General features: G+C 42.8%; 26 protein-coding genes. 19 read left to right on the top strand and 7 right to left on the bottom strand.

Annotated features, from left to right (window positions below):
- Positions 1-3: 3 nt before the first annotated feature.
- The 7 genes from amiB (at position 4) to hflC (ending at position 8482) form a co-directional block, all read left to right on the top strand.
- Positions 4-1290, top strand: coding sequence for an N-acetylmuramoyl-L-alanine amidase AmiB (gene amiB, locus M1E96_RS19285; protein WP_070925665.1), 1287 nt, complete (start codon positions 4-6; stop codon positions 1288-1290).
- An 11-nt stretch (positions 1291-1301) separates the two neighbouring features.
- Positions 1302-3230 carry a DNA mismatch repair endonuclease MutL gene (gene mutL, locus M1E96_RS19280; RefSeq protein WP_319067358.1) on the top strand — a complete coding sequence of 643 codons (1929 nt, stop codon included), beginning with the start codon at positions 1302-1304 and terminating at the stop codon, positions 3228-3230.
- The gene (gene miaA / locus M1E96_RS19275; protein WP_070925663.1) at positions 3223-4161 is read left to right on the top strand and encodes a tRNA (adenosine(37)-N6)-dimethylallyltransferase MiaA; all 939 of its coding nucleotides are present in this window, start codon (positions 3223-3225) and stop codon (positions 4159-4161) included. The genes mutL and miaA overlap by 8 nt, the downstream gene beginning before the upstream one ends.
- A gap of 349 nt (positions 4162-4510) precedes the next feature.
- Positions 4511-4807 carry an RNA chaperone Hfq gene (gene hfq / locus M1E96_RS19270; protein ID WP_070925661.1) on the top strand — a complete coding sequence of 99 codons (297 nt, stop codon included), beginning with the start codon at positions 4511-4513 and terminating at the stop codon, positions 4805-4807.
- Positions 4808-4908: 101 nt separating this feature from the next.
- A complete protein-coding gene (gene hflX / locus M1E96_RS19265; protein ID WP_070925659.1) occupies positions 4909-6189 on the top strand; it encodes a ribosome rescue GTPase HflX in 1281 nt (426 codons plus the stop codon).
- Positions 6190-6275: 86 nt separating this feature from the next.
- The gene (gene hflK / locus M1E96_RS19260) at positions 6276-7478 is read left to right on the top strand and encodes an FtsH protease activity modulator HflK (RefSeq protein WP_070925657.1); all 1203 of its coding nucleotides are present in this window, start codon (positions 6276-6278) and stop codon (positions 7476-7478) included.
- Between the two features lie 2 nt (positions 7479-7480).
- Positions 7481-8482 carry a protease modulator HflC gene (gene hflC, locus M1E96_RS19255; RefSeq protein WP_140181090.1) on the top strand — a complete coding sequence of 334 codons (1002 nt, stop codon included), beginning with the start codon at positions 7481-7483 and terminating at the stop codon, positions 8480-8482.
- A gap of 46 nt (positions 8483-8528) precedes the next feature.
- Here hflC and M1E96_RS19250 read toward each other — a convergent pair whose 3' ends face one another.
- Entirely contained in the window at positions 8529-8666 is a 138-nt protein-coding gene (locus M1E96_RS19250; RefSeq protein WP_319067355.1) for a hypothetical protein, read from the bottom strand.
- Positions 8667-8770: 104 nt separating this feature from the next.
- On the opposite strand from M1E96_RS19250, the gene M1E96_RS19245 reads away from it, so the two are divergent.
- Positions 8771-10069, top strand: a complete 1299-nt coding sequence (locus M1E96_RS19245; protein WP_070925653.1) for an adenylosuccinate synthase — start codon at positions 8771-8773, stop codon at positions 10067-10069.
- Positions 10070-10161: 92 nt separating this feature from the next.
- Here the strand turns inward: M1E96_RS19245 and M1E96_RS19240 are convergent, their stop codons facing one another.
- Entirely contained in the window at positions 10162-11364 is a 1203-nt protein-coding gene (locus tag M1E96_RS19240) for a mechanosensitive ion channel family protein (protein ID WP_319067353.1), read from the bottom strand.
- Positions 11365-11931: 567 nt separating this feature from the next.
- Here M1E96_RS19240 and nsrR point away from each other — a divergent pair.
- The 7 genes from nsrR to rplI all read left to right on the top strand — a co-directional run bounded on the left by nsrR (position 11932) and on the right by rplI (position 17299).
- Positions 11932-12354 carry a nitric oxide-sensing transcriptional repressor NsrR gene (nsrR, locus tag M1E96_RS19235; protein ID WP_070925675.1) on the top strand — a complete coding sequence of 141 codons (423 nt, stop codon included), beginning with the start codon at positions 11932-11934 and terminating at the stop codon, positions 12352-12354.
- Positions 12355-12395: 41 nt separating this feature from the next.
- Positions 12396-14870, top strand: coding sequence for a ribonuclease R (rnr, locus tag M1E96_RS19230; protein WP_283125995.1), 2475 nt, complete (start codon positions 12396-12398; stop codon positions 14868-14870).
- Between the two features lie 102 nt (positions 14871-14972).
- The gene (gene rlmB / locus M1E96_RS19225) at positions 14973-15710 is read left to right on the top strand and encodes a 23S rRNA (guanosine(2251)-2'-O)-methyltransferase RlmB (protein WP_140181087.1); all 738 of its coding nucleotides are present in this window, start codon (positions 14973-14975) and stop codon (positions 15708-15710) included.
- 147 nt (positions 15711-15857) lie between these two features.
- A complete protein-coding gene (gene rpsF / locus M1E96_RS19220; RefSeq protein ID WP_070925646.1) occupies positions 15858-16253 on the top strand; it encodes a 30S ribosomal protein S6 in 396 nt (131 codons plus the stop codon).
- Between the two features lie 8 nt (positions 16254-16261).
- Complete coding sequence (gene priB / locus M1E96_RS19215; protein WP_070925644.1) at positions 16262-16579, top strand: primosomal replication protein N; 318 nt, start codon at positions 16262-16264, stop codon at positions 16577-16579.
- Positions 16580-16583: 4 nt separating this feature from the next.
- Entirely contained in the window at positions 16584-16811 is a 228-nt protein-coding gene (gene rpsR, locus M1E96_RS19210) for a 30S ribosomal protein S18 (RefSeq protein WP_000135199.1), read from the top strand.
- Positions 16812-16849: 38 nt separating this feature from the next.
- Entirely contained in the window at positions 16850-17299 is a 450-nt protein-coding gene (gene rplI / locus M1E96_RS19205) for a 50S ribosomal protein L9 (protein ID WP_070925642.1), read from the top strand.
- 100 nt (positions 17300-17399) lie between these two features.
- On the opposite strand, the gene M1E96_RS19200 is transcribed toward rplI, so the two are convergent.
- Positions 17400-18014, bottom strand: coding sequence for a LysM-like peptidoglycan-binding domain-containing protein (locus M1E96_RS19200; protein ID WP_319067349.1), 615 nt, complete (start codon positions 18012-18014; stop codon positions 17400-17402).
- 215 nt (positions 18015-18229) lie between these two features.
- Here M1E96_RS19200 and M1E96_RS19195 point away from each other — a divergent pair, with 215 nt between their 5' ends.
- On the top strand, positions 18230-18850 hold the full coding sequence (locus tag M1E96_RS19195) for an FKBP-type peptidyl-prolyl cis-trans isomerase (RefSeq protein ID WP_070925638.1): 621 nt from the start codon (positions 18230-18232) through the stop codon (positions 18848-18850).
- Between the two features lie 152 nt (positions 18851-19002).
- Positions 19003-19743: a 3'(2'),5'-bisphosphate nucleotidase CysQ gene (cysQ, locus tag M1E96_RS19190; protein ID WP_070925636.1), complete on the top strand. Its 741-nt coding sequence runs from the start codon at positions 19003-19005 to the stop codon at positions 19741-19743.
- Positions 19744-19796: 53 nt separating this feature from the next.
- Here the strand turns inward: cysQ and mqo are convergent, their stop codons facing one another.
- The 4 genes from mqo to M1E96_RS19170 form a co-directional block, all read right to left on the bottom strand.
- A complete protein-coding gene (gene mqo, locus M1E96_RS19185; RefSeq protein WP_140181083.1) occupies positions 19797-21290 on the bottom strand; it encodes a malate dehydrogenase (quinone) in 1494 nt (497 codons plus the stop codon).
- A 9-nt stretch (positions 21291-21299) separates the two neighbouring features.
- Positions 21300-21689 carry a hypothetical protein gene (locus tag M1E96_RS19180; protein WP_070925632.1) on the bottom strand — a complete coding sequence of 130 codons (390 nt, stop codon included), beginning with the start codon at positions 21687-21689 and terminating at the stop codon, positions 21300-21302.
- Positions 21690-22071: 382 nt separating this feature from the next.
- Entirely contained in the window at positions 22072-22665 is a 594-nt protein-coding gene (locus M1E96_RS19175) for an NUDIX domain-containing protein (protein WP_283125985.1), read from the bottom strand.
- 148 nt (positions 22666-22813) lie between these two features.
- Positions 22814-23212 carry a YgiW/YdeI family stress tolerance OB fold protein gene (locus M1E96_RS19170; protein ID WP_319067346.1) on the bottom strand — a complete coding sequence of 133 codons (399 nt, stop codon included), beginning with the start codon at positions 23210-23212 and terminating at the stop codon, positions 22814-22816.
- 177 nt (positions 23213-23389) lie between these two features.
- Between M1E96_RS19170 and qseB the strand changes: the two genes are divergently transcribed.
- Both qseB and qseC read left to right on the top strand, forming a co-directional pair.
- Positions 23390-24052 (top strand): quorum sensing response regulator transcription factor QseB, encoded by a 663-nt coding sequence (gene qseB / locus M1E96_RS19165; RefSeq protein WP_140181079.1) that lies wholly within the window; start codon positions 23390-23392, stop codon positions 24050-24052.
- Complete coding sequence (gene qseC, locus M1E96_RS19160; RefSeq protein WP_070925626.1) at positions 24049-25419, top strand: quorum sensing histidine kinase QseC; 1371 nt, start codon at positions 24049-24051, stop codon at positions 25417-25419. The genes qseB and qseC overlap by 4 nt, the downstream gene beginning before the upstream one ends.
- The last annotated feature ends 130 nt before the right edge of the window (positions 25420-25549 follow it).

Here is a 25549-nt window from a genome sequence, read left to right as displayed (position 1 = left end):
CTCATGACGAATGCATTGCCAATAAAAATAACAAAAAGGAGCTTCTTCTCCTTCTTATTATTGTTGACTATTTTTGCGTTATTGTTGGTTGCTCGCCCTATACAAGCAGCCACCTTATCGAATATTCAGGTAAACAACAGTCCATCAAATGCAGAGGTGACCTTAACATTTGCAGATGGCAGCCCTGATTACAAATTTTTCCCTTTGCATTCGCCAGAGCGGCTGGTTATTGATCTGAAACAAAGCGGTGAAATCATCGGATTACCTATGAAATTGCCCGCGGGTGATCTAGTCAAAGTGATCCGCGCTAGTCAGCCACCGACAAGTCAACATAAACGTATTGTTTTAGAATTAGCGGCAGCAGCAAAAGCTCAAGCATCACTTAAACAAGTGGCTGGTCAGTATCAAGTCGTCTTTACGCTTTCTACAGGCAAAGGAAATTCGGCCACTACATTTAATAATAGCGCCCAATCTGCCCAAAGCAGAAGTAATGCTGTCCCAGATAAACAGCTAAAAATGAATTCGCCGTCGGCTGCGGTACCTGTGCCTGTGAAGACAAATAAAACGATGCCCAAAGGTTCTAAACAAGTTGTGATTGCAATCGATGCAGGCCATGGAGGCAAAGATCCTGGCGCCATCGGTAAAAATGGTTACCGTGAAAAAGATGTTACTTTAAGTGTGGCACGTAAGTTATATGCGAAATTAGATGCAGACCCCATGTTTAAACCCGCAATGACCCGTGATGGTGATTATTTTATCTCGGTAAGTGGTCGTTCGGATGTCGCTCGTAAAAAAAATGCCAATATGCTTGTGTCTATTCACGCTGACTCTGCGCCAAATAGTCGAGCTCGTGGTGCATCGGTATGGGTACTTTCTAACCGCCGAGCAAATAGCGAATTAGGTAGTTGGTTAGAGCAACGTGAAAAACAATCTGAATTGCTTGGTGGTGCGGGAGATGCTCTGAATGGGGCTGATCCTTATTTAAGCCAAGCGGTACTTGATTTGCAATTCGGCCACTCACAGCGCGTTGGCTATGATGTTGCTGTGCATGTGATACGTCAGTTACGAAAAGTGGGTAATATCCATAAAAGTAGTCCGGAACACGCAAGTTTAGGTGTGCTACGTTCGCCTGATATTCCATCGATTCTTGTTGAAACCGGTTTCATCAGTAACAGTGCGGAAGAGCAGTTACTAAAATCGGATGCTTATCAGGAACAAGTCGCAGAAGCTATTCATCAAGGTTTACGTCAATACTTTTTAGCAAACCCTCTGCAAGCTGCACCTAAATAAGGAGATATGGCATGGCGATACAGATCCTTTCTCCCCAACTTGCCAACCAAATTGCTGCGGGTGAGGTTGTTGAGCGTCCCGCCTCTGTTGTCAAAGAACTGGTTGAAAATAGCCTAGATGCGGGGGCAACACGTATTGATATTGATATTGAGCGTGGTGGAGAAAAGTTGATCCGTATTCGTGATAATGGCTGTGGTATCAGTAAGGATGAACTGATCCTTGCATTAGCTCGCCATGCTACGAGTAAAATTGCGACATTGGATGATCTTGAGGCGATTGTGAGTATGGGGTTTCGTGGTGAAGCCTTAGCGAGTATTAGCTCAGTGTCGCGTTTAACTCTAACATCAAAACCCGTGCAGCAGAGCGAAGCTTGGCAATCATATGCAGAAGGGCGTGATATGGCGGTGACTGTCAAGCCTGCGGCTCACCCTAATGGAACAACGGTTGAAGTATTAGATCTTTTCTATAATACGCCAGCAAGACGCAAATTCATGCGTACGGAAAAAACGGAATTTGGTCATATTGATGAAATTGTACGGCGTATTGCGCTTTCTCGTCCTGATGTCGCCATTAATTTGAATCATAACGGTAAGTTAGTTAAGCAATATCGTGCTGCACAAGATGACACGCAGCAAGAGCGTCGTTTAGCCGCGGTGTGTGGTACCGGTTTTATGCAAGGTGCATTGGCTATTGCATGGGATCACGGTGACCTTGGTATTAAAGGTTGGATCGTGTCGCCCTCTGCTGGGTCTGTTAGCGATATTCAATATTGTTATGTGAATGGACGAATGATGCGGGACAGGTTGATTAACCATGCTATTCGCCAGGCCTATGAAGGGCATCTAGATGAAAATCAGCAACCAGCCTATGTGCTTTACTTAACGGTTGATCCTCAACAGGTTGATGTTAATGTGCATCCAGCTAAACATGAAGTGCGTTTTCATCAAGCGCGGTTAGTGCATGATTTTATTTATCAAGGGGTGCGGACTGCGCTATTAAATGCACATCAAGCGGATGAATTACCGGGAATAGAACCTGTTACTCATGAAGTGGTGAACAGAACCGCAGCGGGTGATAATTATTTTGCCCCATCAGCAGTGCCTCTGACAATAAAGCCTGAGCGAGAGGCTCTTTCTGAAACAGAGCATTTGTACAGTGAAAAACCACGTTCATCATCATCGGAGCCAATCGGCCATGTAAACCGAGCAAAGGGTGGGTTTGAACACACAGCACCAACATACGATCGTAAAGCAGGTCAACTGTATCAGGCATTAATGTCAGTTCCTGTTGCTGAAGATGATAAAAAACCATTATTCCCAACTCGCCCTCCATTAGATGGCTCGGTTATTTCTTCTCAGTCTGTTGCAGAAAATGCCAATAGCTATACTTTTGGTAAAGTATTGACAATTTACGCAAAAAACTTTGCATTAATTGAGTCTTCATTAGGGTTAATCCTGTTATCCTTAACCGAAGCAAATTACTTGTTGAAGTTGGCGCAATTATCTCCAACAGGAGAAGCGTTAAAACCTCAGCCGCTGTTGATCCCGCTAAAATTGACACTTAGTCATGATGAAATTGCGATTTTTCAGCGTAATAAGGAACAATTGACATTATTTGGTATTGAAGCCACGATATCTCATGGAAAAGTTACTATTCATGCGGTATCGTTACCGTTAAGAACGCAAAATTTATCACAGCTTTTTGCCAATTTACTGGCGTTTTTGTCGTCAAAAGAGCATTTATCACATCAAGATATTGCACAGTGGCTTGCAAAAACAGTTTCACAAGAAAAAATGCAAGAAAGCTGGAGCTTAGCACAAGCAGTACAGTTACTCGCTGATGTTGAGCGGCTTTGCCCGCAGCAGGTTAAAAAGCCGTCACCAACATTATTACAATTAATTAATTTACAACCCGTGGTAGCTACGCTAACAAATGAGTGAATTGGTAACTCAAAACAAACCGAATGCAATATTCCTGATGGGGCCTACGGCCTCAGGTAAGACCGCGTTGGCGATTGCTTTGCGTCAACACTTGCCTGTAGAGATAATCAGTGTCGATTCGGCGCTGATCTACCGTGGTATGGATATCGGCACAGCGAAGCCAAATGCAGAGGAACTGAGTCAAGCACCTCATCGTCTGATCGATATTCTCGATCCTTCTTTACCTTATTCCGCTGCCGATTTCCGGCGAGACGCACTAAATGTAATGGATGAAATTACCGCTCAAGGTAAAATTCCATTATTAGTGGGCGGCACAATGTTGTATTTTAAGGCTTTGCTTGAAGGTCTTTCGCCATTACCTTCAGCAGATCCTGTTGTGCGTGCAGAAATTGAACAAATAGCACAATTACAAGGGTGGACTGAAATACATCGCCGTTTAGCTGAGGTTGATCCTGTTGCGGCAGCTAGGATTCATCCGAATGATCCACAAAGATTATCCCGAGCTTTAGAGGTATATCTCATTTCAGGGCAAACTTTGACTGAAATGACACAAACAGCAGGTGAAGAATTACCTTATAATGTGTTTCAGTTTGCTATTGCGCCCCAAGATCGTAAAATTTTACATGAGCGCATTGAACAACGTTTTCATCAGATGTTAGCCGCTGGTTTTGAAGAGGAAGTTCGTGCTCTTTATAAACGAGGTGATTTACATGTTGATTTACCTTCAATCCGTTGTGTGGGTTATCGACAAATGTGGTCATATCTGGAAGGCGAAATAAATTATGATGAAATGGTTTATCGGGGAATTTGTGCAACACGCCAATTGGCAAAACGCCAGATTACCTGGTTGAGAAGCTGGGAAAATGTTCATTGGTTAGATAGTGAACAACCACAGCAGGCGCTTAAGGCAGTTATGCAGGTCATACGCTAATTAATTTGAGGTGTATACTCTAATAATTTTAGGTGCAGCGAGGCGACAAGCGAGCGCACCGCTAGAAGCATGAAAATTATGTGACTAGTGTGAGTGAACGTAGTCAACCATGTCGTAGCTTGAGGTATGACGAGTATAGTTAGGTAACAAGTCACTGAGCCGTTAGATACGTAAATGACTATGTAACGGGTACAAATGAATGTTGCCAACAACCCTGTAACTTGAAGTATATACGTGCATAGAGCCATTGTTTGTGTACAATTAGAACGGTTAAGCGCAATTTTTGAGTAGTTACTTTTTGGAGCCGTAAGGTTCTCATTTAAAAACAACAAAATAAGGAAAACATAGAATGGCTAAGGGGCAATCTTTGCAAGATCCGTTCCTGAACGCATTACGTCGTGAAAGGGTTCCGGTCTCAATTTATTTAGTTAACGGCATCAAATTGCAGGGGCAGATTGAATCTTTTGACCAGTTTGTCATTTTACTGAAAAATACAGTAAGTCAGATGGTTTATAAGCATGCTATCTCTACTGTTGTCCCTGCTCGTCCTGTTTCTCATCATAGCGGTAGCGCTGCTGGTGGTGCAGGCAATGGTAATTATCACGCTGGGGCTCCTGCTCAACAGGATGGCGAAGCTGCTGAGTAATACCAGTTGCACGTTAAAATTCAAGGAAAACATAGGTAGGGAGACTTTACCTGTGTTTTTCCTTTGTCTTTATAGTGATTAAGCCTAAGAGGTTATAGCCCTTGTTTGATAGGTATGAAGGCGGTGAGCTGGCTGTATTGGTACATGTCTTTTTTTCTCAAGAAAAAGACACTGAAAATCTGGCGGAATTTGAGTCACTCGTGACATCTGCGGGGGTTAAACCCGTACAGATAGTAACAGGCAGTCGAAAGTCCCCTCATCCTAAATACTATGTCGGGGAAGGGAAAGCGGAAGAAATCGCTGATGCAGTAAAGGAAAGTGGTGCAGATGTGGTGTTATTTAACCATACTCTTAGCCCTGCTCAGGAACGTAACCTTGAACGGCTATGCGAATGTAAGGTTGTTGACCGTACAGGCGTGATTTTAGATATATTTGCGCAAAGGGCGCGGACGCACGAAGGGAAACTGCAAGTTGAACTCGCGCAATTACGTCACTTGTCCACTCGCCTTGTGAGAGGATGGACGCACCTTGAGCGCCAAAAAGGTGGAATCGGTCTACGTGGTCCTGGTGAAACTCAGCTTGAAACTGACCGTCGGTTATTAAGGGGAAAAATCAGTCAGATTTTATCCCGCCTTAGTCGAGTCGAAAAGCAGCGAGAACAAGGCCGGCAAGCACGTAATAAAGCAGATATCCCAACGATATCGTTAGTGGGTTATACCAATGCGGGTAAATCAAGTTTATTTAACCGAATGACATCGTCAGAGGTTTATGCAGCTGATCAGCTGTTTGCAACACTTGATCCAACATTGAGGCGTATTGACGTTGATGATGTTGGGACGGTTGTGCTTGCAGATACAGTTGGGTTTATTCGTCACTTACCACATGATTTAGTTGCGGCTTTTAAAGCAACGTTGCAGGAAACACGTGAAGCAACTTTATTGTTACACGTTATTGATGCAGCGGATAACCGTTTGGATGAAAACATTCATGCGGTCGAAAGTGTTTTGGAAGAAATTGAAGCTGATGAGATCCCGACACTATTAGTTATGAACAAAGTGGATATGCTGGAGGATTTTGTCCCGCGTATCGACAGAAATGAGGATAACAAGCCGGTTCGTGTCTGGGTTTCAGCGCAAACGGGTGAAGGTATCCCCTTGTTGCTACAAGCACTGACGGAACGCCTTTCAGGTGAAATCGCACACGTTGAAATGCGTTTGCCACCAAGTGCAGGTCGTCTACGTAGCCGTTTTTATCAGCTCCAAGCTATTGAGCGTGAATGGCAAGAGGAAGACGGCTCAATTGGCCTTGAGGTGCGTATGCCAATGGTTGATTGGCTGCGTTTGTGCAAACAGGAACAACAATTGCCTAGCTATGTGATTTAATATGTCGCTAGGAGATGGAATTGATATTAAGAGTAATGCTTTGCTCTTAACCCGAAAAATCAATCATAAAGATATGGAGCTAAAACATGGCGTGGAATCAGCCCGGTAATGACGGACAAGACCGCGATCCGTGGGGAAGCGGCAATAAAGGCGGCAACTCTGGCGGGAATAAAGGTGGTCGAAAACGTGGGGCTTCTGATCTCGACGATCTCTTTCGTAAGCTGAGCAGTAAGCTTGGTGGTAAAAAAGGCGGCAATGGTGATGGTGACAATAAGCAACCATCACAAATCAGTGGCCGTCTTGGTATGTTGGCTCTGGCTGCGGTAGTCGTTGTATGGGCCGGTTCAGGTTTTTATACCATTAAAGAAAGTGACCGAGGCGTTGTGCTACGCTTTGGCGAATATAGCGGTATTGTAGGGCCTGGTTTGAACTGGAAACCAACGTTTATTGATAGAGTGATCCCAGTTAACGTTGAAACAGTCCGCGAACAAGCAACTAACGGCATGATGCTGACATCAGATGAAAACGTGATCCGCGTTGAAATGAACGTACAGTATCGTGTGACCGATCCTGCTGAATACCTGTTCAGTGTGACTAACCCTGATAACAGCTTACGCCAAGCTTTAGACAGTGCGGTACGTGGTGTTATTGGTCAGTCAGCGATGGAACAAGTCTTGACGACAAATCGTGCATTTATTCGTGATGTAACGCAAAAAGAGCTCGAAGCGACTATTGCCCCATACAAAATGGGTATCACATTGCTCGACGTCAACTTCCAAGCAGCTCGTCCACCTGAAGATGTTAAAGCAGCATTTGATGATGTGATCGCGGCAAGGGAAGAAGAGCAAAAAACGATTCGTGAAGCGCATGCTTACCGTAACGAAGTTCTGCCAATGGCAAAAGGTAACGCGCAGAAGCTGATCGAAGAAGCTGAAGCTTATAAGGCCAGTGTGGTGTTTAAAGCAGAGGGTGAGGTGGCTAGCTTTGCCAAAATGTTGCCTGAGTATCGTGCAGCACCTGAAATCACTCGTGAGCGTCTCTACATTGACACCATGGAGCGTGTGTTAAGTAATACACGTAAAATTATTGCTAATGATAAGAGCAACAGCATGTTAGTTCTACCACTGGATCAATTAATGCGTGGTAGTGACAACAGTGCGGCACCAAAATCAAGCTTAGCACCTAAAGTGATGAATCCAAACACTAACAGTTCATCATCTTATGGTTCGGCACCAGCACAGCCAAGCAGTGGCGTTCGTGGTGATGCTGTTAGAGTAGGGAGACAATAATCATGCGTAAATCGCTAATTGTTATCGTTATTGCCATTTTGGCAGTCGCTTACGCATCAATCTTTATTGTTCCTCAAACTGATCGTGGCATTGTGTTGCGTTTTGGTAAGGTATTGCGTGACTCTGAAAACAAACCGATCATTTATGAGCCGGGTCTGCACTTTAAAGTTCCGTTTATTGAAACGGTGAAAATGCTAGATGCACGTATTCAGACATTAGAAATTCAAGCAGACCGTTACTTAACTAGCGAAAACAAAGACTTGATGGTGGATTCGTACCTGAAATGGCGCGTCACTGACTTTAGCCGCTATTATGTGGCAACGGGTGGTGGTAACCCTTATCAAGCGGAAACACTGTTAAAACGTAAGTTTAGTGACCGTTTACGCTCTGAGTTTGGTCGTTTAAGCGTAAAAGATATCATCACAGACTCTCGTGGTCGTTTAACCATTGATGTACGTGATGCGTTGAATAAAGGCACTGCGATTGATGGAACAGCAGAAGAGGCTGATGCTGCTATCGCTTCTGCTGCGGCACGTGTAGAACAAGAAACTAACTTGAAGCCACTGGTTGTTAACGCAAACAGTATGGCTGCGTTAGGTATCGAAGTGGTTGACGTTCGAATCAAACGTATTGAACTGCCAAACGAAGTTTCTGAGGCTATCTATGCACGTATGCGTGCAGAACGTGAAGCCGTTGCACGTCAACATCGTTCGCAAGGTCAGGAAGAAGCGACGAAGATCCGTGCGGTTGCTGATAAAACGGTAACTGAAACTTTAGCCGAAGCTGAGCGTACAGCATTGACGCTGCGCGGTGAAGGTGATGCGATGGCAACAAAACTGTTTGCTGATGCCTTCAATCAGGATCCTGAGTTCTATGCCTTTATCCGTAGCTTACGTGCTTACGAGCAGAGCTTCAAAAATGGTGATGATGTTATGGTGCTTAGCCCAGATACTGACTTCTTCCGTTTTATGAAAGCACCAACTAAGTTACGTGCGACTGATTAAGTTACATGTAATCGCTTAAGTTACGTGCAACAGTTGAAAATAACTGTTAATCTAGTAAAGAAAAGCCTGCTTCGCGGGCTTTTTTTTCGCCTGTCATTTTAAGTTTCGGATTTTTCAGGGAAAATTCATGCTGCTCAAGCAGATTACGGTCAGTTTGGGTTATGACAGAAATAAAAAATGCCATCTTTTTGGCTTTCCAGCAAAAAAATTTTTACTGTGCTAAAAATCACTGGAACAGATTATTTTAGATGGTAGAATTCATTTTTAAGCAACCGAGTGTATTTCGAAATGGGTAAGAACGTTGTCGTACTGGGCACCCAATGGGGTGACGAAGGGAAGGGCAAGATTGTAGACTTGCTGACAGAGCGCGCTAAATACGTAGTTCGCTATCAGGGCGGCCATAATGCTGGCCATACTCTTGTTGTAAACGGTGAAAAAACCGTTCTCCACTTAATTCCATCCGGTATTCTTCGTGAAAATGTCATCAGTATTATTGCTAACGGTGTGGTACTTGCGCCTGATGCATTGATGAAAGAGATGAAGCAATTAGAAGAACGCGGTGTGCCTGTTCGTGAACGTTTGTATATTTCTGAAGCATGCCCACTGATCCTGCCTTATCACGTTGCGTTAGATAATGCGCGCGAAAAAGCACGTGGTGCGAAAGCGATCGGTACAACAGGTCGTGGTATCGGCCCTGCTTATGAAGATAAAGTTGCTCGTCGTGGACTACGTGTTGGCGATTTGTTTGATAAAGCAGCTTTTGCCGAGAAGTTAAAAGAAATCGTTGAGTACCATAACTTCCAGCTGGTGAATTACTATAAAGAGCCAGCGGTTGATTATCAAAAAACGCTCGACGATATCATGGCAGTTGCTGATATCTTAACCGGTATGGTAATTGATGTTTCTGATCTGCTCTATAAAGCACATCAGAAGAATGAATTAGTCATGTTTGAAGGTGCACAAGGTACATTACTGGATATCGATCACGGTACTTACCCATATGTAACCTCTTCAAATACCACTGCGGGTGGTGTAGCAACAGGTTCAGGCTTAGGCCCACGTTATGTTAGCTATGTATTAGGTATTATTAAAGCTTACTCAACGCGTGTTGGTGCGGGTCCATTCCCAACTGAGCTGTTTGACGAAACGGGTGAGTTTTTGCGTGAAAAAGGCCAAGAGTTTGGCGCAACTACTGGTCGTAAACGTCGTACAGGTTGGTTAGACATTGTTGCTATTAACCGTGCGGTTCAGATCAACTCATTGTCTGGTTTCTGTATGACGAAGCTGGACGTTTTAGATGGTCTAAAAGAAGTTAAAATCTGTGTAGGCTACCGCCGTCCAGATGGTCAAGTTCTTGAAACCACACCGTTAGCAGCTGACGAGTGGGAAGGTTTAGAACCAGTTTATGAAGTCATGCCTGGTTGGAATGAAACAACATTTGGTGTTAAAGACAGAGCGCTATTACCTCAAGCCGCTTTGAATTACATCAAGCGCGTTGAAGAACTAACCGGTATCCCAGTTGATATTATTTCAACAGGTCCTGATCGCTCAGAGACTATGATCCTACGTGACCCGTTTGACGTATAGTCTACAGATAGCGACTTGCTAGAAGCATGCATTAAAAAGTGCTGATAAGCAGATGAAAAAACACCGATTTATTCGGTGTTTTTTGTTATTTGTTACCGATATTTTAAACCCGCTAAGTCACTTCCGGATGGGTGTTGATAGATCCGTAGTTTAAAGTAGTTTGCAGACGCATTAACATACTCAAAAATTTCCGATTGGACTTCTTCATATTCAACCCAAGTGGTTGAACGGGTGAAACAATAGATTTCGACAGGTAGTCCATTGGGTGTTGGTGGCATGGTACGTATGACTAAATACATATCGGTTCTGACATCACCGCGCATTTTTATCCAATTCAAAATATATTTTCGAAATAGCTGTAGGTTAGTGACGCCATTATTCATTATCCAGTCATTTATATCACCGATATCACCTCGTTCTTCTAGCATATTTTCTATACTCTGACGTAGCGGAGTGGTATTTTTTAATTCGCTGATCAGATCTTCAGTTGCAAAGCAGATAGATGATTGGTCAATATAAAAGCTGCGCTTAATGCGACGTCCTCCTGAAGAAAACATCGGTTGCCAGTTAGTATATTTTTCGGTCAAAAAATCTTTGGTGGGAATACGTGAAATAGTGTTATCCCAATTTCGAACCGTAATAGTATGTAGTGCTATATCAATGACTTCTCCGCTGATATTACTGCTGGGTAATTCGATCCAATCATACAGTTTTAATACCTTTCCATTTGATACCAAAATATTGGCGACAAACGATAACAGCGTATGCTGAAATACAAACATTAATACTGCCGCGATAGCACCGAAGCTGGAAATGATAATGATTGGAGATTGTTCGGTCATCAATGCGATGATCAAGATAAAGGAAATTATCCAAACGACAATTTTAGCTATTTCAATATAGCCCTTGATCGAATTATTGCGATGTAGCACTTTTTTTGATTGGCGCAGGATAAATACATCTAGCCCATCATTCACTAATGCGGCAACATTAATAATAATCAGCGCCCAACAGATAGTTTTAAAGGTAATGTTCACTTCATCAGAAAATGAAGGCAGCATCTGATTGATATAAAGTACCAACGTCACAGCAACGATCGACGCTATTTTTCGCGCAACTCCATCAATTAATTCATCATCACTTAAATTAGTGAGTAATGGTAATAATCTTCTAGCAAACCGCAAAAAAATCACTTTTCCAACAAACCATGTGAGTAGCAATATGGCCACTAGAAGGGAAGTCATTAAGAAGGTGTTCCCTGATATATAATTATATATTTCAATAATTTGTTCCATAATTTCCTATGTCACCTCTTTATGGTACTAACCGTTCATTGTAAAGCAGATCAAATTAAAAGATTTGATATTAAAAGTGGATCCAGCAGTATCTATTCCGTTATGACTCTTTCTAAACAGTATAGATAAACTAAGGTAAGCTCAAGAAACACGAGTCGCTAAAAAATATGTGCTATTATGTGTTCGATTGTTCTTTGATATTCTTTGTTGTCAAGGTAGAGCGAAAAAGGGTGACAACTAAACACCCTATAATGGTAATTGCTGATCCTACTATCTCATGATAGAGCCATTTTTCTTTGTTGATAAGTTAAGTTAAACGCTATTTTGCGATGTCAAATTGAAGCGAAATTAGTTCCATTATCTTATTGTTAGGGTGAGTTTATTCATTTGAGAATAGGATTACTGATACTGAGTGACTGTAGCGCGAATACCAATAACGTGAAGTCTAGTGGTGATTAAGGTATTGGCCTCACGCAACACGTCGACAATAATTTTTCTATAATTTGAGATTGAAAAGGCACAGATGGTGAGATTGCCATTGGCCTAGCCAAAAATTTTGAGGTGATTGTGCAGCTAACAAGTTTTACGGACTATGGATTACGTGCATTGATATACTTGGCATCGCTCCCTGAGGGGAAAATGACCAGTATCACAGAAGTCACTGAAGTTTATGGTGTCTCGCGTAATCATATGGTTAAGATCATTAATCAGCTCAGTCACCTTGGCTATATTAAAGCAACACGTGGTAAGAATGGCGGGATTACATTAGGCCAAGCAGCAGAAACAATACGCATTGGCGATGTTGTTAGGGCACTTGAACCCTTAACATTAGTTAACTGTAGTGGCGAATTTTGTCATATAACACCAGCCTGTCGATTGAAGGGTGTGCTTCATCAGGCGATACAACAATTTTTACAAGAACTTGATAAACATACGCTGGCTGATATGGTCAAAGACAACAGCCCGCTTTATCAATTACTGCTTGATTAGATAGGCAGTAATAACAAATTCTGATGACAACGGAGGTAACGATGTCACATGATCCTTTTCAGGAAAGAGAAGCAGAAAAATACGAATCCCCTATTCCGAGCCGAGAGTTTATTCTTGAACTCCTGACCAAGCGGACTGCACCCGCAAAACGTGAAGAAATTGCACAGCTATTAAACCTTTCTTCAGAAGAAGAACTCGAAGCCTTGCGCCGCCGCTTGCGGGCAATGGAACGCGATGGACAATTGGTCTTCACTCGCCGTCAATGTTACGCCTTACCAGAGCGCTTAGACCTACTGAAAGGTAAAGTTATTGGTCACCGTGATGGTTATGGTTTTTTGCGCGTTGAAGGTAAAAAAGAAGATTATTATCTCTCACAAGATGAAATGAAACGCGCCCTGCACGGTGATGTCATTTTAGCGCAAGCTTATGGCCAAGATCGTAAAGGGCGTACTGAAGTTCGAGTCGTTCGTGTACTTGAACCACGTAATAATCAAATTGTGGGTCGCTATTTTATTGAATCAGGTATGGGGTTTGTGGTGCCTGATGATAGTCGCTTAAGTTTTGATATTTTAATTCCTAAAGATCAAATTAATGGTGCTCGCATGGGCAATGTAGTGGTGGTTGAACTGGTTTCAAGACCTCAGCGCCGCGCTCAAGCAGTAGGTAACATTATTGAAATTTTAGGTGAAAGCATGGGCACAGGTATGGCGGTTGAAATCGCTTTGCGCACCCATGAAATTCCACACACATGGCCTCCTCAAGTTGAGAAGCAGGTTGCTGATTTAAGCGAACATGTACCTGAGTCAGCTAAAAAAGGTCGAGTCGACCTGCGTGATTTACCATTAGTGACCATTGATGGTGAAGATGCTAGAGACTTTGATGACGCAGTACATTGTGCACCGAAAAAAGGTGGTGGCTGGCGTGTATGGGTCGCGATTGCGGATGTTAGCTATTATGTACGTCAACAAACAGCCCTTGATGATGAAGCTCGAAGCCGTGGTAACTCCGTTTATTTCCCATCACAGGTAGTGCCGATGTTACCAGAGGTACTATCCAATGGCCTCTGCTCATTAAATCCAGGGGTAGATCGCCTGTGTATGGTCTGTGAAATGACCGTATCAGCATCGGGGCGTTTGTCATCCTTTAAATTCTATGAAGCGGTGATGAATTCACATGCAAGGCTGACTTACACAAAAGTTTGGAAAATTTTGCAGGGTGATGAAGAGCTGCGTGAACATTACAAAACATTAGTTCCGCATATCGAGCAGCTACATGCACTGTATAAGACATTAGATGCTGCGCGTATTGAGCGAGGTGCAATTTCGTTTGAATCAGAAGAGGCGAAATTTATTTTTAATGCCGAGCGACGCATTGAACGTATTGAACCTGTCGAGCGTAACGATGCTCACAAGTTAATTGAAGAGTGCATGATTTTAGCCAACATTGCAGCAGCGCGTTTTGTTGAGAAAAATGAAGAACCTGCGCTATATCGTGTGCATGACCGCCCGAAAGAAGAGAGCGTGATGAACCTGCGTTCGGTGTTCAGTGAACTGGGACTCACATTACCGGGTGGCATGAAACCAGAGCCAAAAGATTATGCACAAGTGATGAATGATGTGGCAGAGCGCCCTGATCATGAATTGCTGCAAACGATGATTTTACGCTCCATGAAACAAGCGATTTATGATCCTGAAAATCGTGGCCACTTCGGGCTGGCACTAAAATCCTATGCGCACTTTACATCACCAATTCGTCGTTACCCTGACCTTACTTTGCACAGGGGGATCAAATATTTACTGGCGAAAGAACAGGGGCATTCGGATCATCGTTGGACACCAACAGGTGGCTGGCATTCTGATATGGATAGCATGTTACAACTCGGTGAGCATTGCTCAATGACTGAACGTCGTGCTGATGAAGCTACTCGCGATGTCGCCGATTGGTTAAAATGTGACTTTATGCAGGATCAAGTGGGTCAAGTGTTTACAGGCTTGATCACCAGTGTTACCGGTTTTGGCTTCTTTGTGCGCCTTAATGACTTATTCATTGATGGTTTAGTCCATGTCTCGACATTAGATAACGATTATTATCGCTATGATGCAGTCGGTCAGCGTTTGATTGGTGAATCATCAGGTACCACTTATCGTCTTGGCGATGAAGTGGAAATCCGTGTTGAAGCAGTACACATGGATGAGCGCACCATTGATTTCGCCTTGATCTCAACAACGCGTAAGGCGAAAAATCCGGGCAAAACAGCTCGTGATAAAATGAAAAAAGAAGTTAAAAATGCCACGAAATCAGCGCGTGGTAAGCGTGATGTCAGCAAAGAAAAGAATTTTGAACCTGATTCAGCGTTCCGTCGTTCAGAGAAGAAAGGCAAGAAAACGGATAAAAAAACCGATAAAAAAGCGGATACCAAGGCAAAAGCGAAAAAAGCCTCTGATAAGACGAAGAAGATCACTGCAAAATTAAAAGCAAAACGCGCAGCAAAAAAAGCTGAGAAGCAAGCAGGCTAATATAAGTAAAGGGGGTAGCGTAGGCTACCCCAAACTGTGAGCCAACAAATTAGGTTAGGTGACGTGATGTCACCTTGAATTCCATCAACAAAAAAGATATTTATGAGCGAAATTATTTACGGCATTCATGCGGTGAAAGCCTTACTTGATCGTGATGCGTCACGGATCAAAGAAGTTTATATTTTAAAAGGGCGTGAAGATCGCCGTTTGATGCCGATTATTCATGAAATCGAGGCGCTTGGCATTGTTGTGCAAGTTGCTAATCGCCAATGGATGGATACACAAACGGAAGGGGCCGTGCATCAAGGCATTATTGCAAAGGTGCTGCCGGGTAAACAGTATCAAGAAGGTGATTTACCTGATTTTCTGGAAAGTACAGAAGCGCCATTCTTATTAATTTTAGATGGTGTGACAGATCCCCATAACTTGGGTGCTTGCCTACGTAGTGCCGATGCGGCAGGCGTACATGCGGTGATTGTGCCTAAAGACAAATCCGCACAATTGAACGCAACTGCCAAAAAAGTGGCGTGTGGTGCAGCAGAAAGTGTACCACTGTTCCGTGTGACTAACTTGGCAAGAACATTGCGTTTGTTGCAAGAGTATAATATTTGGATTGTCGGCACTGCTGGCGAAGCAGACCATACGCTTTATCAAAGTAAACTGACAGGGGCAATGGCTCTAGTAATGGGCGCTGAAGGTGAAGGAATGCGTCGTTTAACCCGTGAGCATTGTGATGAGCTAATTAGTATTCCAATGGCGGGCACGGTTTCTTCATTGAATGTCTCTGTAGCGACAGGTGTTTGTTTATTTGAAGCTGTACGTCAGCGCAGTGCAAAATAAATAATTTGCCGCCATCCCTTGAGTTTTTCCTCTGGGATGGGTATAGTTACGCGTCAATTTTTTAGCCGCACTCAATAAGTTCCTTGCCTCCGCGGGCCGCGGTTAACCCTGACAGGAGGCTGAATAATCCGTAAGGAGCAACTACTAATGCGTCATTACGAAATCGTTTTTATGGTCCATCCTGACCAAAGCGAACAGGTTCCGGGTATGATCGAGCGTTACAGTGCTGTTATCACTAACGCACAAGGTCAAATCCACCGTCTAGAAGACTGGGGCCGTCGCCAACTGGCTTACCCAATCAATAAACTGCACAAAGCTCACTATGTTCTGCTGAACGTAGAAGCTCCACAGGAAGCGATTGATGAGCTGGAAACTAACTTCCGCTTCAACGATGCCGTTATCCGCAGCATGGTTATGCGCTTAAAACACGCAGTAACAGAAGCTTCTCCAATGGTTAAAGCTAAAGACGAACGTCGTGGCCGTGACCTGTCTGATGAATATCAGGATGAAGAAGCTGAAGAAGCTGGGGATTCTGAAGAGTAATTGCGCAGGTGTTCACTAATCGTTTGGTGCTCACAGGCACAGTCTGTAAAGCATTGATTCGAAAAGTGAGTCCATCGGGCATCCCTCACTGCCAGTTTGTTTTAGAACATCGTTCGGAACAACAGGAAGCTGGGTTGACTCGGCAAGCATGGTGCAGAATGCCCATAATTGCTAGCGGACAAACCTTACAAGCCCATACTCACAGTATAACGGTCGGCAGTCGGATTACAGTCACTGGTTTTATTAGCACCCACCAAGGGCGCAATGGCCTAAGTAAACTGGTCCTTCATGCCGAGCAGATTGATTTGATAGATTCTGGAGACTAGCCATATGGCACGTTATTTCCGTCGTCGCAAGTTCTGCCGTTTCACAGCGGAAGGCGTTCAAGAGATCGACTATAAAGATATCGCAACGCTGAAAAACTATATCACTGAAAGTGGTAAAATTGTACCAAGCCGTATCACCGGTACTCGTGCAAAATATCAGCGTCAGCTCGCTCGTGCTATCAAGCGCGCTCGCTACCTGTCTCTGTTGCCATATACTGATCGTCATCAGTAATTGGTACAGTCCATTAACGACTTTAAGAGGATAAGGTAATGCAAGTTATTCTGCTTGATAAAGTAGCTAACCTAGGTAGCCTGGGTGATCAGGTTAACGTTAAATCGGGCTATGCTCGTAACTACTTAGTTCCACAGGGCAAAGCTGTTCCTGCAACTAAGAAAAACATCGAATTCTTCGAAGCTCGCCGCGCTGAACTGGAAGCTAAATTAGCTGACGTTCTAGCAGCAGCTCAGGCTCGTGCAGCATCTGTTACTGCACTGGGTTCTGTCACTATCGCTTCTAAAGCGGGTGACGAAGGTAAACTGTTCGGTTCTATCGGTACTCGTGACATCGCTGATGCAGTAACTGCAGCTGGCGTTGCAATCGCGAAAAGCGAAGTTCGCCTGCCAAACGGCGTTCTGCGTACTACTGGTGACCACGAAGTTCACTTCCAGTTACACAGCGATGTTTTTGCAGAGCTGAACGTTATCATCGTTGCTGAGTAATCAATAATGATGGTAGTGCCATGAGTTTACTGATGGCACAAAAAAACACCGGCTGGTCCGGTGTTTTTTATTGTCTGTAATAAATGATTTTCGACTAAAACTAAGGTGTACGGTAGTAACTACCATCGCTTAAACGAGCAAAACTAAAGGTTTTTCCATCTGGAGTGGTGATCTCCAACACCTCTACTTCACCTTTGGCATTCGCTTTTAAGCGAACTTTTTGGCCTTTATGTAAGTTGCTTAAGGGTTTTTCTGCCCCTTCGGCTCGTGCCATGACAAAGGCATCATTAGCCTGCAAATTATTATCACGAAATAGCTGCGCGAGTGTTTTTCCTTTCTGTATTTGATAATTCCGCCACTCATTTGCCGATGGTTGAGATGCTGTCGTCGGCTGCTGCGTTTGTTTTGGTGGTGTCGTTGTCGCTGGTGGAGTGGTATCAACTGGCGCAGGATCCTCTGGAGGCTCTTGAACTATTTCAGGTTCAGTCGGTAAGCCTATTTGTGGTTGATCAGAGTCCCCGTTACTGACAGGCTCTTCTGGTGTTGAGGTGATGATTTCAGGCGTTGTCGGTGGTGGTACAACAATAGGTTGAGGCTGATTTTGCGTAATTTGGCTTTCGGTGTTTTTTTCACCTGTAGGCCAAAATAGTGCCGCTATAATGATAATGGCTAAAATAGCGATACCAATACGATGAAATACCGAAAGTTTAAACATGGCTCCTCCTTGATTGAGGAATAATAGCTGTGAGTTGAATATATTGTTATACGAATACTAGCATTGATTCTTAGTAAATTGATTACTCGATGTTATTTTTCAGAGAACACTTAACTATGCAGCAACATGAAAGATGATGAGCTAATCGTTTAGGTTTACCCATAAGTGTAAGGCTGTTATCCTTGGTTTTTTCTTAAAACCATACAGGTATTTTCATGGCAAACCAAAATTTTGATTCAGTAGAAGCACAAGCAAGCTATGGGATTGGCTTACAAGTGGGCCAACAACTATTAGAGTCAGGCTTAGAAGGCTTAGTGCCTGAAGCGATCCTTGCTGGCTTGACTGATGCACTAGAAGGTAATATGCCTTCAGTTCCTGTTGAAGCACTACATAAAGCGCTACGTGAAATTCATGAACGTGCTGATGCCGTCCGTGTTTCTCGCCAAGAAGCAATGGCAGCCGAAGGCCGTGCGTTCTTAGAAGAAAACCAAAAACGTGAAGGTGTTTCAACCACAGATTCAGGTTTGCAATTCTCTGTTATCAATCAAGGTGAGGGGGCTATCCCGACTCGTAGCGACCGCGTTCGCGTGCACTATACTGGTCGTTTGGTTGATGGCACTGTATTTGATAGCTCAGTACAACGTGGTCAGCCAGCCGAATTCCCTGTTAGTGGCGTGATCCCTGGTTGGATTGAAGCTTTGACTCTGATGCCTGTTGGTTCTAAGTGGGAGCTCTACATTCCTTCTGAACTCGCTTATGGTGAGCGTGGTGCGGGTGCATCTATTCCACCATTTAGCACTTTAGTTTTTGAAGTTGAATTATTAGATATCCTGTAATTCGTTTTATTGCTGGATTAAGAAATAGCGGGTCTAAACACCCGCTATTTTTTTATCTCTACTTTTTGTTGTTTAGGTTTATAGGAAAAAGGTGCATCAATGGCTTATGACTGCTAACCTAGTTTTAACAGTTAGCGGGAGAGAGGTGAATTATGTTAAAACAAATTTGCGAACTGGCTATAGACGCGGGTTCTGCCATCATGAGTTACTATACCGCCGAAGAGCCGCTACAGGTTGAACGGAAAAGTGATGATTCACCTGTAACTGCTGCCGATATTGCTGCTCATAATATTATTACAACAGGATTAACGCAGATCGCGCCTGAAATTCCTCAAATATCAGAAGAAGCACCACCATCGTGGGATGAACGTAAGAATTGGCAACGTTATTGGTTAATTGATCCGTTAGATGGTACCAAAGAATTTATCCACCGTAATGGTGACTTTACCGTTAATATCGCATTGATTCAAAATGGTGTTCCTGTCATGGGCGTGGTTTATGCACCAGCAAAAAACTTACTTTACTATGCTGAAGGTAATCAAGCATGGAAGGAAGAAGGCGGCCATAAGCAATCTATTCATGTCAAAGAGATGACGCCACCTACAATAGTCATTAGCCGTTCCCATCAAGACGGTGAATTACGTGATTACCTCAATCAAATGGGGAGCCATGAAACCGTTACTGTAGGGTCATCATTAAAGTTTTGCTTAGTCGCTGAAGGCAAAGCACAACTTTATCCACGCTTTGGGCCTACCAATATTTGGGATACAGCCGCGGGCCATGCAGTGGCAATTGCTGCGGGAGCGAAAGTGCTAGATTGGAATGGAAAGACATTAGATTATACACCACGTGAATCCTTTTTAAATCCAGGGTTTCGCGTGACATTGTTTTGATGTGGATAAAATAAAGAAGGGTGGAAAAATGATTATTTTCCACCCTTATTGAATTAATTATCCAGTTTTAATACTTTTGCCGTAGCAGCTCGAATATCAAGACAAGCTTTGGCATCAACTTTTAAGTCAATTCCATAAGTTGGAATAATATCTTTCAAGCGTGCTTCCCAGCCATCTGAATTTAATTGCTCTGCAAAGCAGGTTTTCAATACATTCAAGGCGATGAAGGCAGCTGTAGAAGCTCCCGGTGACGCACCCATCAAGACAGTAAATGACTTATCGGCACTGGTGATGAGTTCGGTACCAAATTCTAAAACACCTTTTTTGTCGTGATCTGGTTTAATGATCTGCACGCGCTGGCCTGCGACCACTTCTTTCCAGTCTTCATGCTGCGCTTCTGGGTAGAATTGTTGCAGCATGGCAAATTGGTGAGCAGATGTTTGCAGCACTTGGCCTACTAGGTATTCTGCTAGCGACCAGTTATCTTTTGCAACCGCAAGCATTGGCTCAAGGTTATTCAATTTAACGGATTCGAACAGATCTAAATAGGAACCATGTTTAAGGAATTTACTCGAAAAACCTGCATAAGGTCCAAATAATAGGGAGCGCTTACCACCAATAATACGTGTATCTAAGTGTGGGACAGACATTGGTGGTGAACCTTTATCTGCTTTACCATACACTTTTGCGTGGTGACGAGAGGCAATTTCTTCGTTGTCGCAACGTAGCCAGATACCACTGACTGGGAAACCACCATAGCCTTTGCCTTCAGGGATCCCTGATTTTTGTAGTAATTCGATCGCACGGCCACCTGCACCTACGAACACGAATTTTGCAGAGGTAATGGTTTTTTCATGGGTAAGTAGGTTTTTAACTTCAATATTCCATCTACCATCGGCTGCTTTTTTAACGTCGATGACTTCATGTTTATAGTGAACTGAAAAACCGGATTGTTCGCTGAGTTGCGCCATTAATAAATGCGTTAGTGCACCGTAATCGACATCTGCACCGGTATTAACACGGGTAACGGCAATCGCTTCTTTAGGATCACGGCCTTCCATGATCAGTGGAGCCCACTCATTGATCTGTTTTGGATCATCACTGTATTCCATATTGTGGTAACAGTGGTGAGCAGACATCTGCTGGTAGCGTTGCTTTAAGAATTTTACGTTGTCTTCGCCCCAAACAAAGCTCATATGTGGGCATGGATGAATAAAGTCACGTGGATCTTTAATTTTACCTTTGGTGACGAGATAAGACCAAAGCTGGCGAGAGAGGTCAAATTCAGTATTGACTTCAAGTGCTTTACTGATATCTACCGTACCATCTGGATTCGGTGGCGTGTAATTCATTTCACAGTTAGCGGCGTGGCCTGTACCTGCGTTGTTCCATGGATGAGAACTTTCTTGTGCGCAATCATTGAGTCTTTCAAATACGGCGATGTTGAGTGATGGCTCGAGCTCTTTTAAAAAAGTTCCCAATGTTGCACTCATGATACCGGCACCAATTAGCGCGATATCGACTTGTTCAGAAATAGGCTTACTCATTAAAAACTCCTACTGCTTAGTGGGCTTAAAACACAGTTCAGTGCCTTCTTGATACACAACATAAGCACGGCGCCATGGGTCATCACCGATTAAACGCCATTTGTGGCCAGTGCCTGTATTATCTTGTGCTAATAAAACATCACCGGGTTTGATGATAAATGTTGAACCATCTTTGGTTTCAAATTCTAGCGTACCCGTCAGCGTCAGCACATAACGTGGAACAGGATCTTTGTGCCAATCCCATGATCCGCCTGATGTGGTTTCGCGAAATGAAAGTTCACTCACTGCAATCGCGGGTGTTTCATTGTCACCTCTTGCTTCACCACTTAATTCTATCGTGCCTTCTTCAAAAAGAGAGTTACCATCTTCACCGGTCCACATACGAACACAACGTATCATATTATTAACCCCTTACTTTGTATTTTGCACTATTGAATGGATAAAAAATCGATAAAAGATATTCATAAAAAGACATTTCCTAAATTGGTAAAAGCCAAATGAATATATTTTGTTACCTTTTAAAAGAGATAATTCATTAATACATTGTAACTTATTCTAATTAAAATAAATACTGTAGTAATTAGCGGGATGTTTTTAGAAGATAATGGTAGAAAAAAAAGAAAAATATATATGTTATTGATTCAAAATGATTATTTATCTTGATTGGCATACTTGTAAAAAATGTAACATAATGAAAAATCTATAAATCCAAATAAACATGATTTAATTTTCCTTCTCAATTCGTATCGAGAAGGAAAATAGAGAAATATAAAATGTGATATTAAGTGTTTTTTAATATATTATTTAATGCTACGTGTTGTATGAGCATAATTGTCTTACCATCGACAATTTCACCGTTTTTGATCGCTTGTAATGCTCTGGGAAATTCCCACTCTAATACTTCAATATCTTCCCCTTCATCAGCGAGTCCGCCACCTAAATTTAAGCGATCTTGATCATGGTATTCAGCAATATAAAAATACAGCTTTTCGGTGACTGAGCCGGGGCTCATATAAGCTTCAAAAACTTTTTCGATTTTTTGTACCTTAAAGCCAGTTTCTTCTTCTGCTTCAGCGATAATTCTTTCTTCGGGGGAAGCATTGTCGAGTAACCCAGCAGCAGCTTCGATAAGAAATTGATTGTAGCCGCTGATATATAAAGGAAGCCGAAATTGGCGGATCAGGACAATGGTATTTTTACTGCGATTATAGAGCAAAATGACAGCGCCATTGCCTCTATCATAAGATTCTCGGCTCTGCTCTTGCCAGTTTCCATCGCTACGTTGTAGCTCATAAGTGTATTTCTTGAGGGTGTACCAATTATCAGAGAGTAAAGTTTCACGGATATTGCGCACTTTGGGATGTTTAGCGGACATGATATTACCTTCATAATGGTGGTAATAATTAATCTAACATTATCGTTAGTGCCCGAAAATAAGAGTCTATGACAGTTTGCATGATAAATATTGAGGGGAAAAATGTTAGCGAAAAGGGGGCAAGGCCCCTCTTCGTATTTTTTAAGGTTTATTGAATGATTTGAATTTGCTTAACTTCGACTTCGCGAGAATTCCAATCTTTATCAATTTTACCACGGATTTCTACTTTATCTTTTGGGGTCACATTGAGGCCGTTCCAACGTTTTGGACTAATCTCAAGATTGATAGTGCCTGTGCCATCAGTAAATTCATAATGCTTCTGATCTAACTGTTTTACGATGTTTCCACGTAAAATCACCCAGCTGTCATCTGATAGTTCAAGTGCTTTGGCAACAGTAGTTTCACCGCTATTCGGGCCATTAAAGCCACCTGCTTGAGTGGATGAAGTTTGTTGTGCTGATCCTGGGCCGTCAAATCCACCTGTTGCCGCAAATACAGGTGCAGAAGCAAGAGCAGCGATCATTGCAATAATAGGTAGTTTTTTCATCGTGGTTCTCTCCATTGATTACTTAAATTTGTTGACGGAGGCTATTAAAACAAAAAGTTCTTAACAAGATCTTAAGAAGTCGTAATAAAAGAATAGTTTTTTAATTTAGCTAATTATAGCTAGTCATCGGCCTATTAATTAGATAAATATATTAATATTCGAATGAGGGAGATGGCCATGCGTATTTTGCTGATAGAAGATGACAGGTTAATTGGTGATGGTTTAAAGGTGGGTTTAAGCCAACTTGGCTTCACGATTGACTGGTTTACTGATGGTAAGCAAGGGCAAACGGCATTATTCGATGCACCTTATGATGCCGTGATCTTAGATCTCTCTTTGCCTAGTTTAGATGGTATGGATATTTTAAAACATTGGCGCAAACAAGGCCGAGAGGAACCTGTTTTAATTTTGACCGCAAGGGATGCGTTGGATCAACGCGTACAAGGCCTACAACAAGGGGCCGATGATTATTTGTGTAAACCTTTTGCATTAGTTGAAGTTGCAGCCCGTTTGCAGGCTCTGATCCGTCGGCGTAGTGGTCAATTAACACCGACCTTGAAGCATGGTGATGTTGAATTAGATCCTGTAGCGATGACCGTGACATGTCACGGTGAGTTGGTTGAGCTAAAAAGCAAAGAATTAGCATTATTGTCTCTATTTTTACACCATCCAAATAAAGTATTGTCTCGAGCAGCAATCGAAGAAAAACTGTATAACTGGGATGATGACGTTTCAAGCAACGCAGTCGAAGTCCATATTCATCATTTACGTCGTAAGTTAGGTACAAACTTTATTCGTACAGTCCATGGGGTCGGTTACCGCTTAGGTGAAAATGCATGAAAACTTTTAGCTTGCGCTTAAAATTGACCTTGATGTTATTACTACTTGCGTTAATGACGTGGGGAGTGGCCAGTTTACTGGCGTGGCACCAAACCTATAAGACCATTAATGAGTTATTTGATACTCAGCAGATGGTATTTGCGAAACGTTTATCTGTTCTCCCTTCAGACTTAGATTTTGCTGGCTCTTCATTAGCCAAAACGAAGAAAATATTACGTAAAAACCGTGGTAATCAAGATGATGATGCATTGGCCTTTGCTATTTTTAGCCCACAAGGTGAAATGTTACTGAATGATGGCGACAATGGCCGAAAAATAGCCTTCGACTTTCGTCGTGAAGGTTTTAGCGAAGGCAAAGTGAAGGGCAGCGATGATGAGTGGCGATTTGTTTGGCTAAAATCGTCTGACGGGCAATACATCATTGCGGTAGGGCAAGAATGGGAATATCGGCAAGATCTGGCAAAAGATATTATGGTCGCCCAGTTTTTACCTTGGCTAATAGCATTACCTGTGATGTTAGTTTTATTTTTATGGTTATTGACCCGTGCACTTCGTCCTTTACGCCAAGTGGCTGCCCAGCTCTATCGACGGCAGCCTAATGAGCTCAATGCGGTTAACGTAAAACGATTACCCTCAGAAGTGAAACCGTTGTTAGATGCGCTTAATAGCTTATTTGAGCGCATCCAAATCATGTTTACGCGAGAGCGGCAATTCACCTCTGATGCGGCACATGAATTACGTAGCCCATTGGCAGCGTTGAAAGTGCAAGCCGAGGTGGTGCAAATTGCAGGACAAGATGCGGCGATCCGTCAGCATGCGGTGGCCAATTTATCTGAAGGTATTGATCGAGCAACACGCCTCGTTGACCAATTGCTGACCTTATCCCGTTTAGAATCGTTATCACAGCTTGATGATATCGAGCAGTTACAATGGTCTGCATTAATCGAATCATCAGTACAAGAGGCTGACTCAGAAGCGAAAGCAGCACAAGTCACCGTTGAAGTTTCAGTACTCAATGAACCGCCACCGATTATGGGACAGCGGTTACTGCTAGCCATTTTGCTACGAAATCTTCTTCATAATGCTATTCGTTATGGCAAAACGGGTGGGAGAATAGATATTGAACTGAATTACCGTTATCTTGCCATTAAAGATGATGGGGAGGGGGTCACCAAAGAGGTATTAGCGCGGTTAGGCGAACGCTTCTATCGACCTGCTGGGCAAGAAAAAACAGGAAGCGGTTTAGGCCTCTCTATTGCGAAACGTATTGCGGAGTTACACCATTTAAGACTTGAATTTTCTAATAGAGAAACGGGTGGATTTTGTGTGACGGTCTTTCTGGGAGAAAACAAAAATAGTGTGATATAATATCATACTATAAAATAACATATTGATAATAAACTACACTATAATAACCATATATATGAAATTTAAAAATGAAAACAGAAGAAAAAACAAAAGTTAAAAAAGAAAAACTAAATGAAATAATAAGTAAGTT

This window comes from Providencia sp. PROV236, assembly GCF_033676985.1.
Classification (GTDB): Bacteria; Pseudomonadota; Gammaproteobacteria; order Enterobacterales; family Enterobacteriaceae; genus Providencia; species Providencia manganoxydans.
This window is presented reverse-complemented; position numbering and strand designations above follow the sequence as displayed.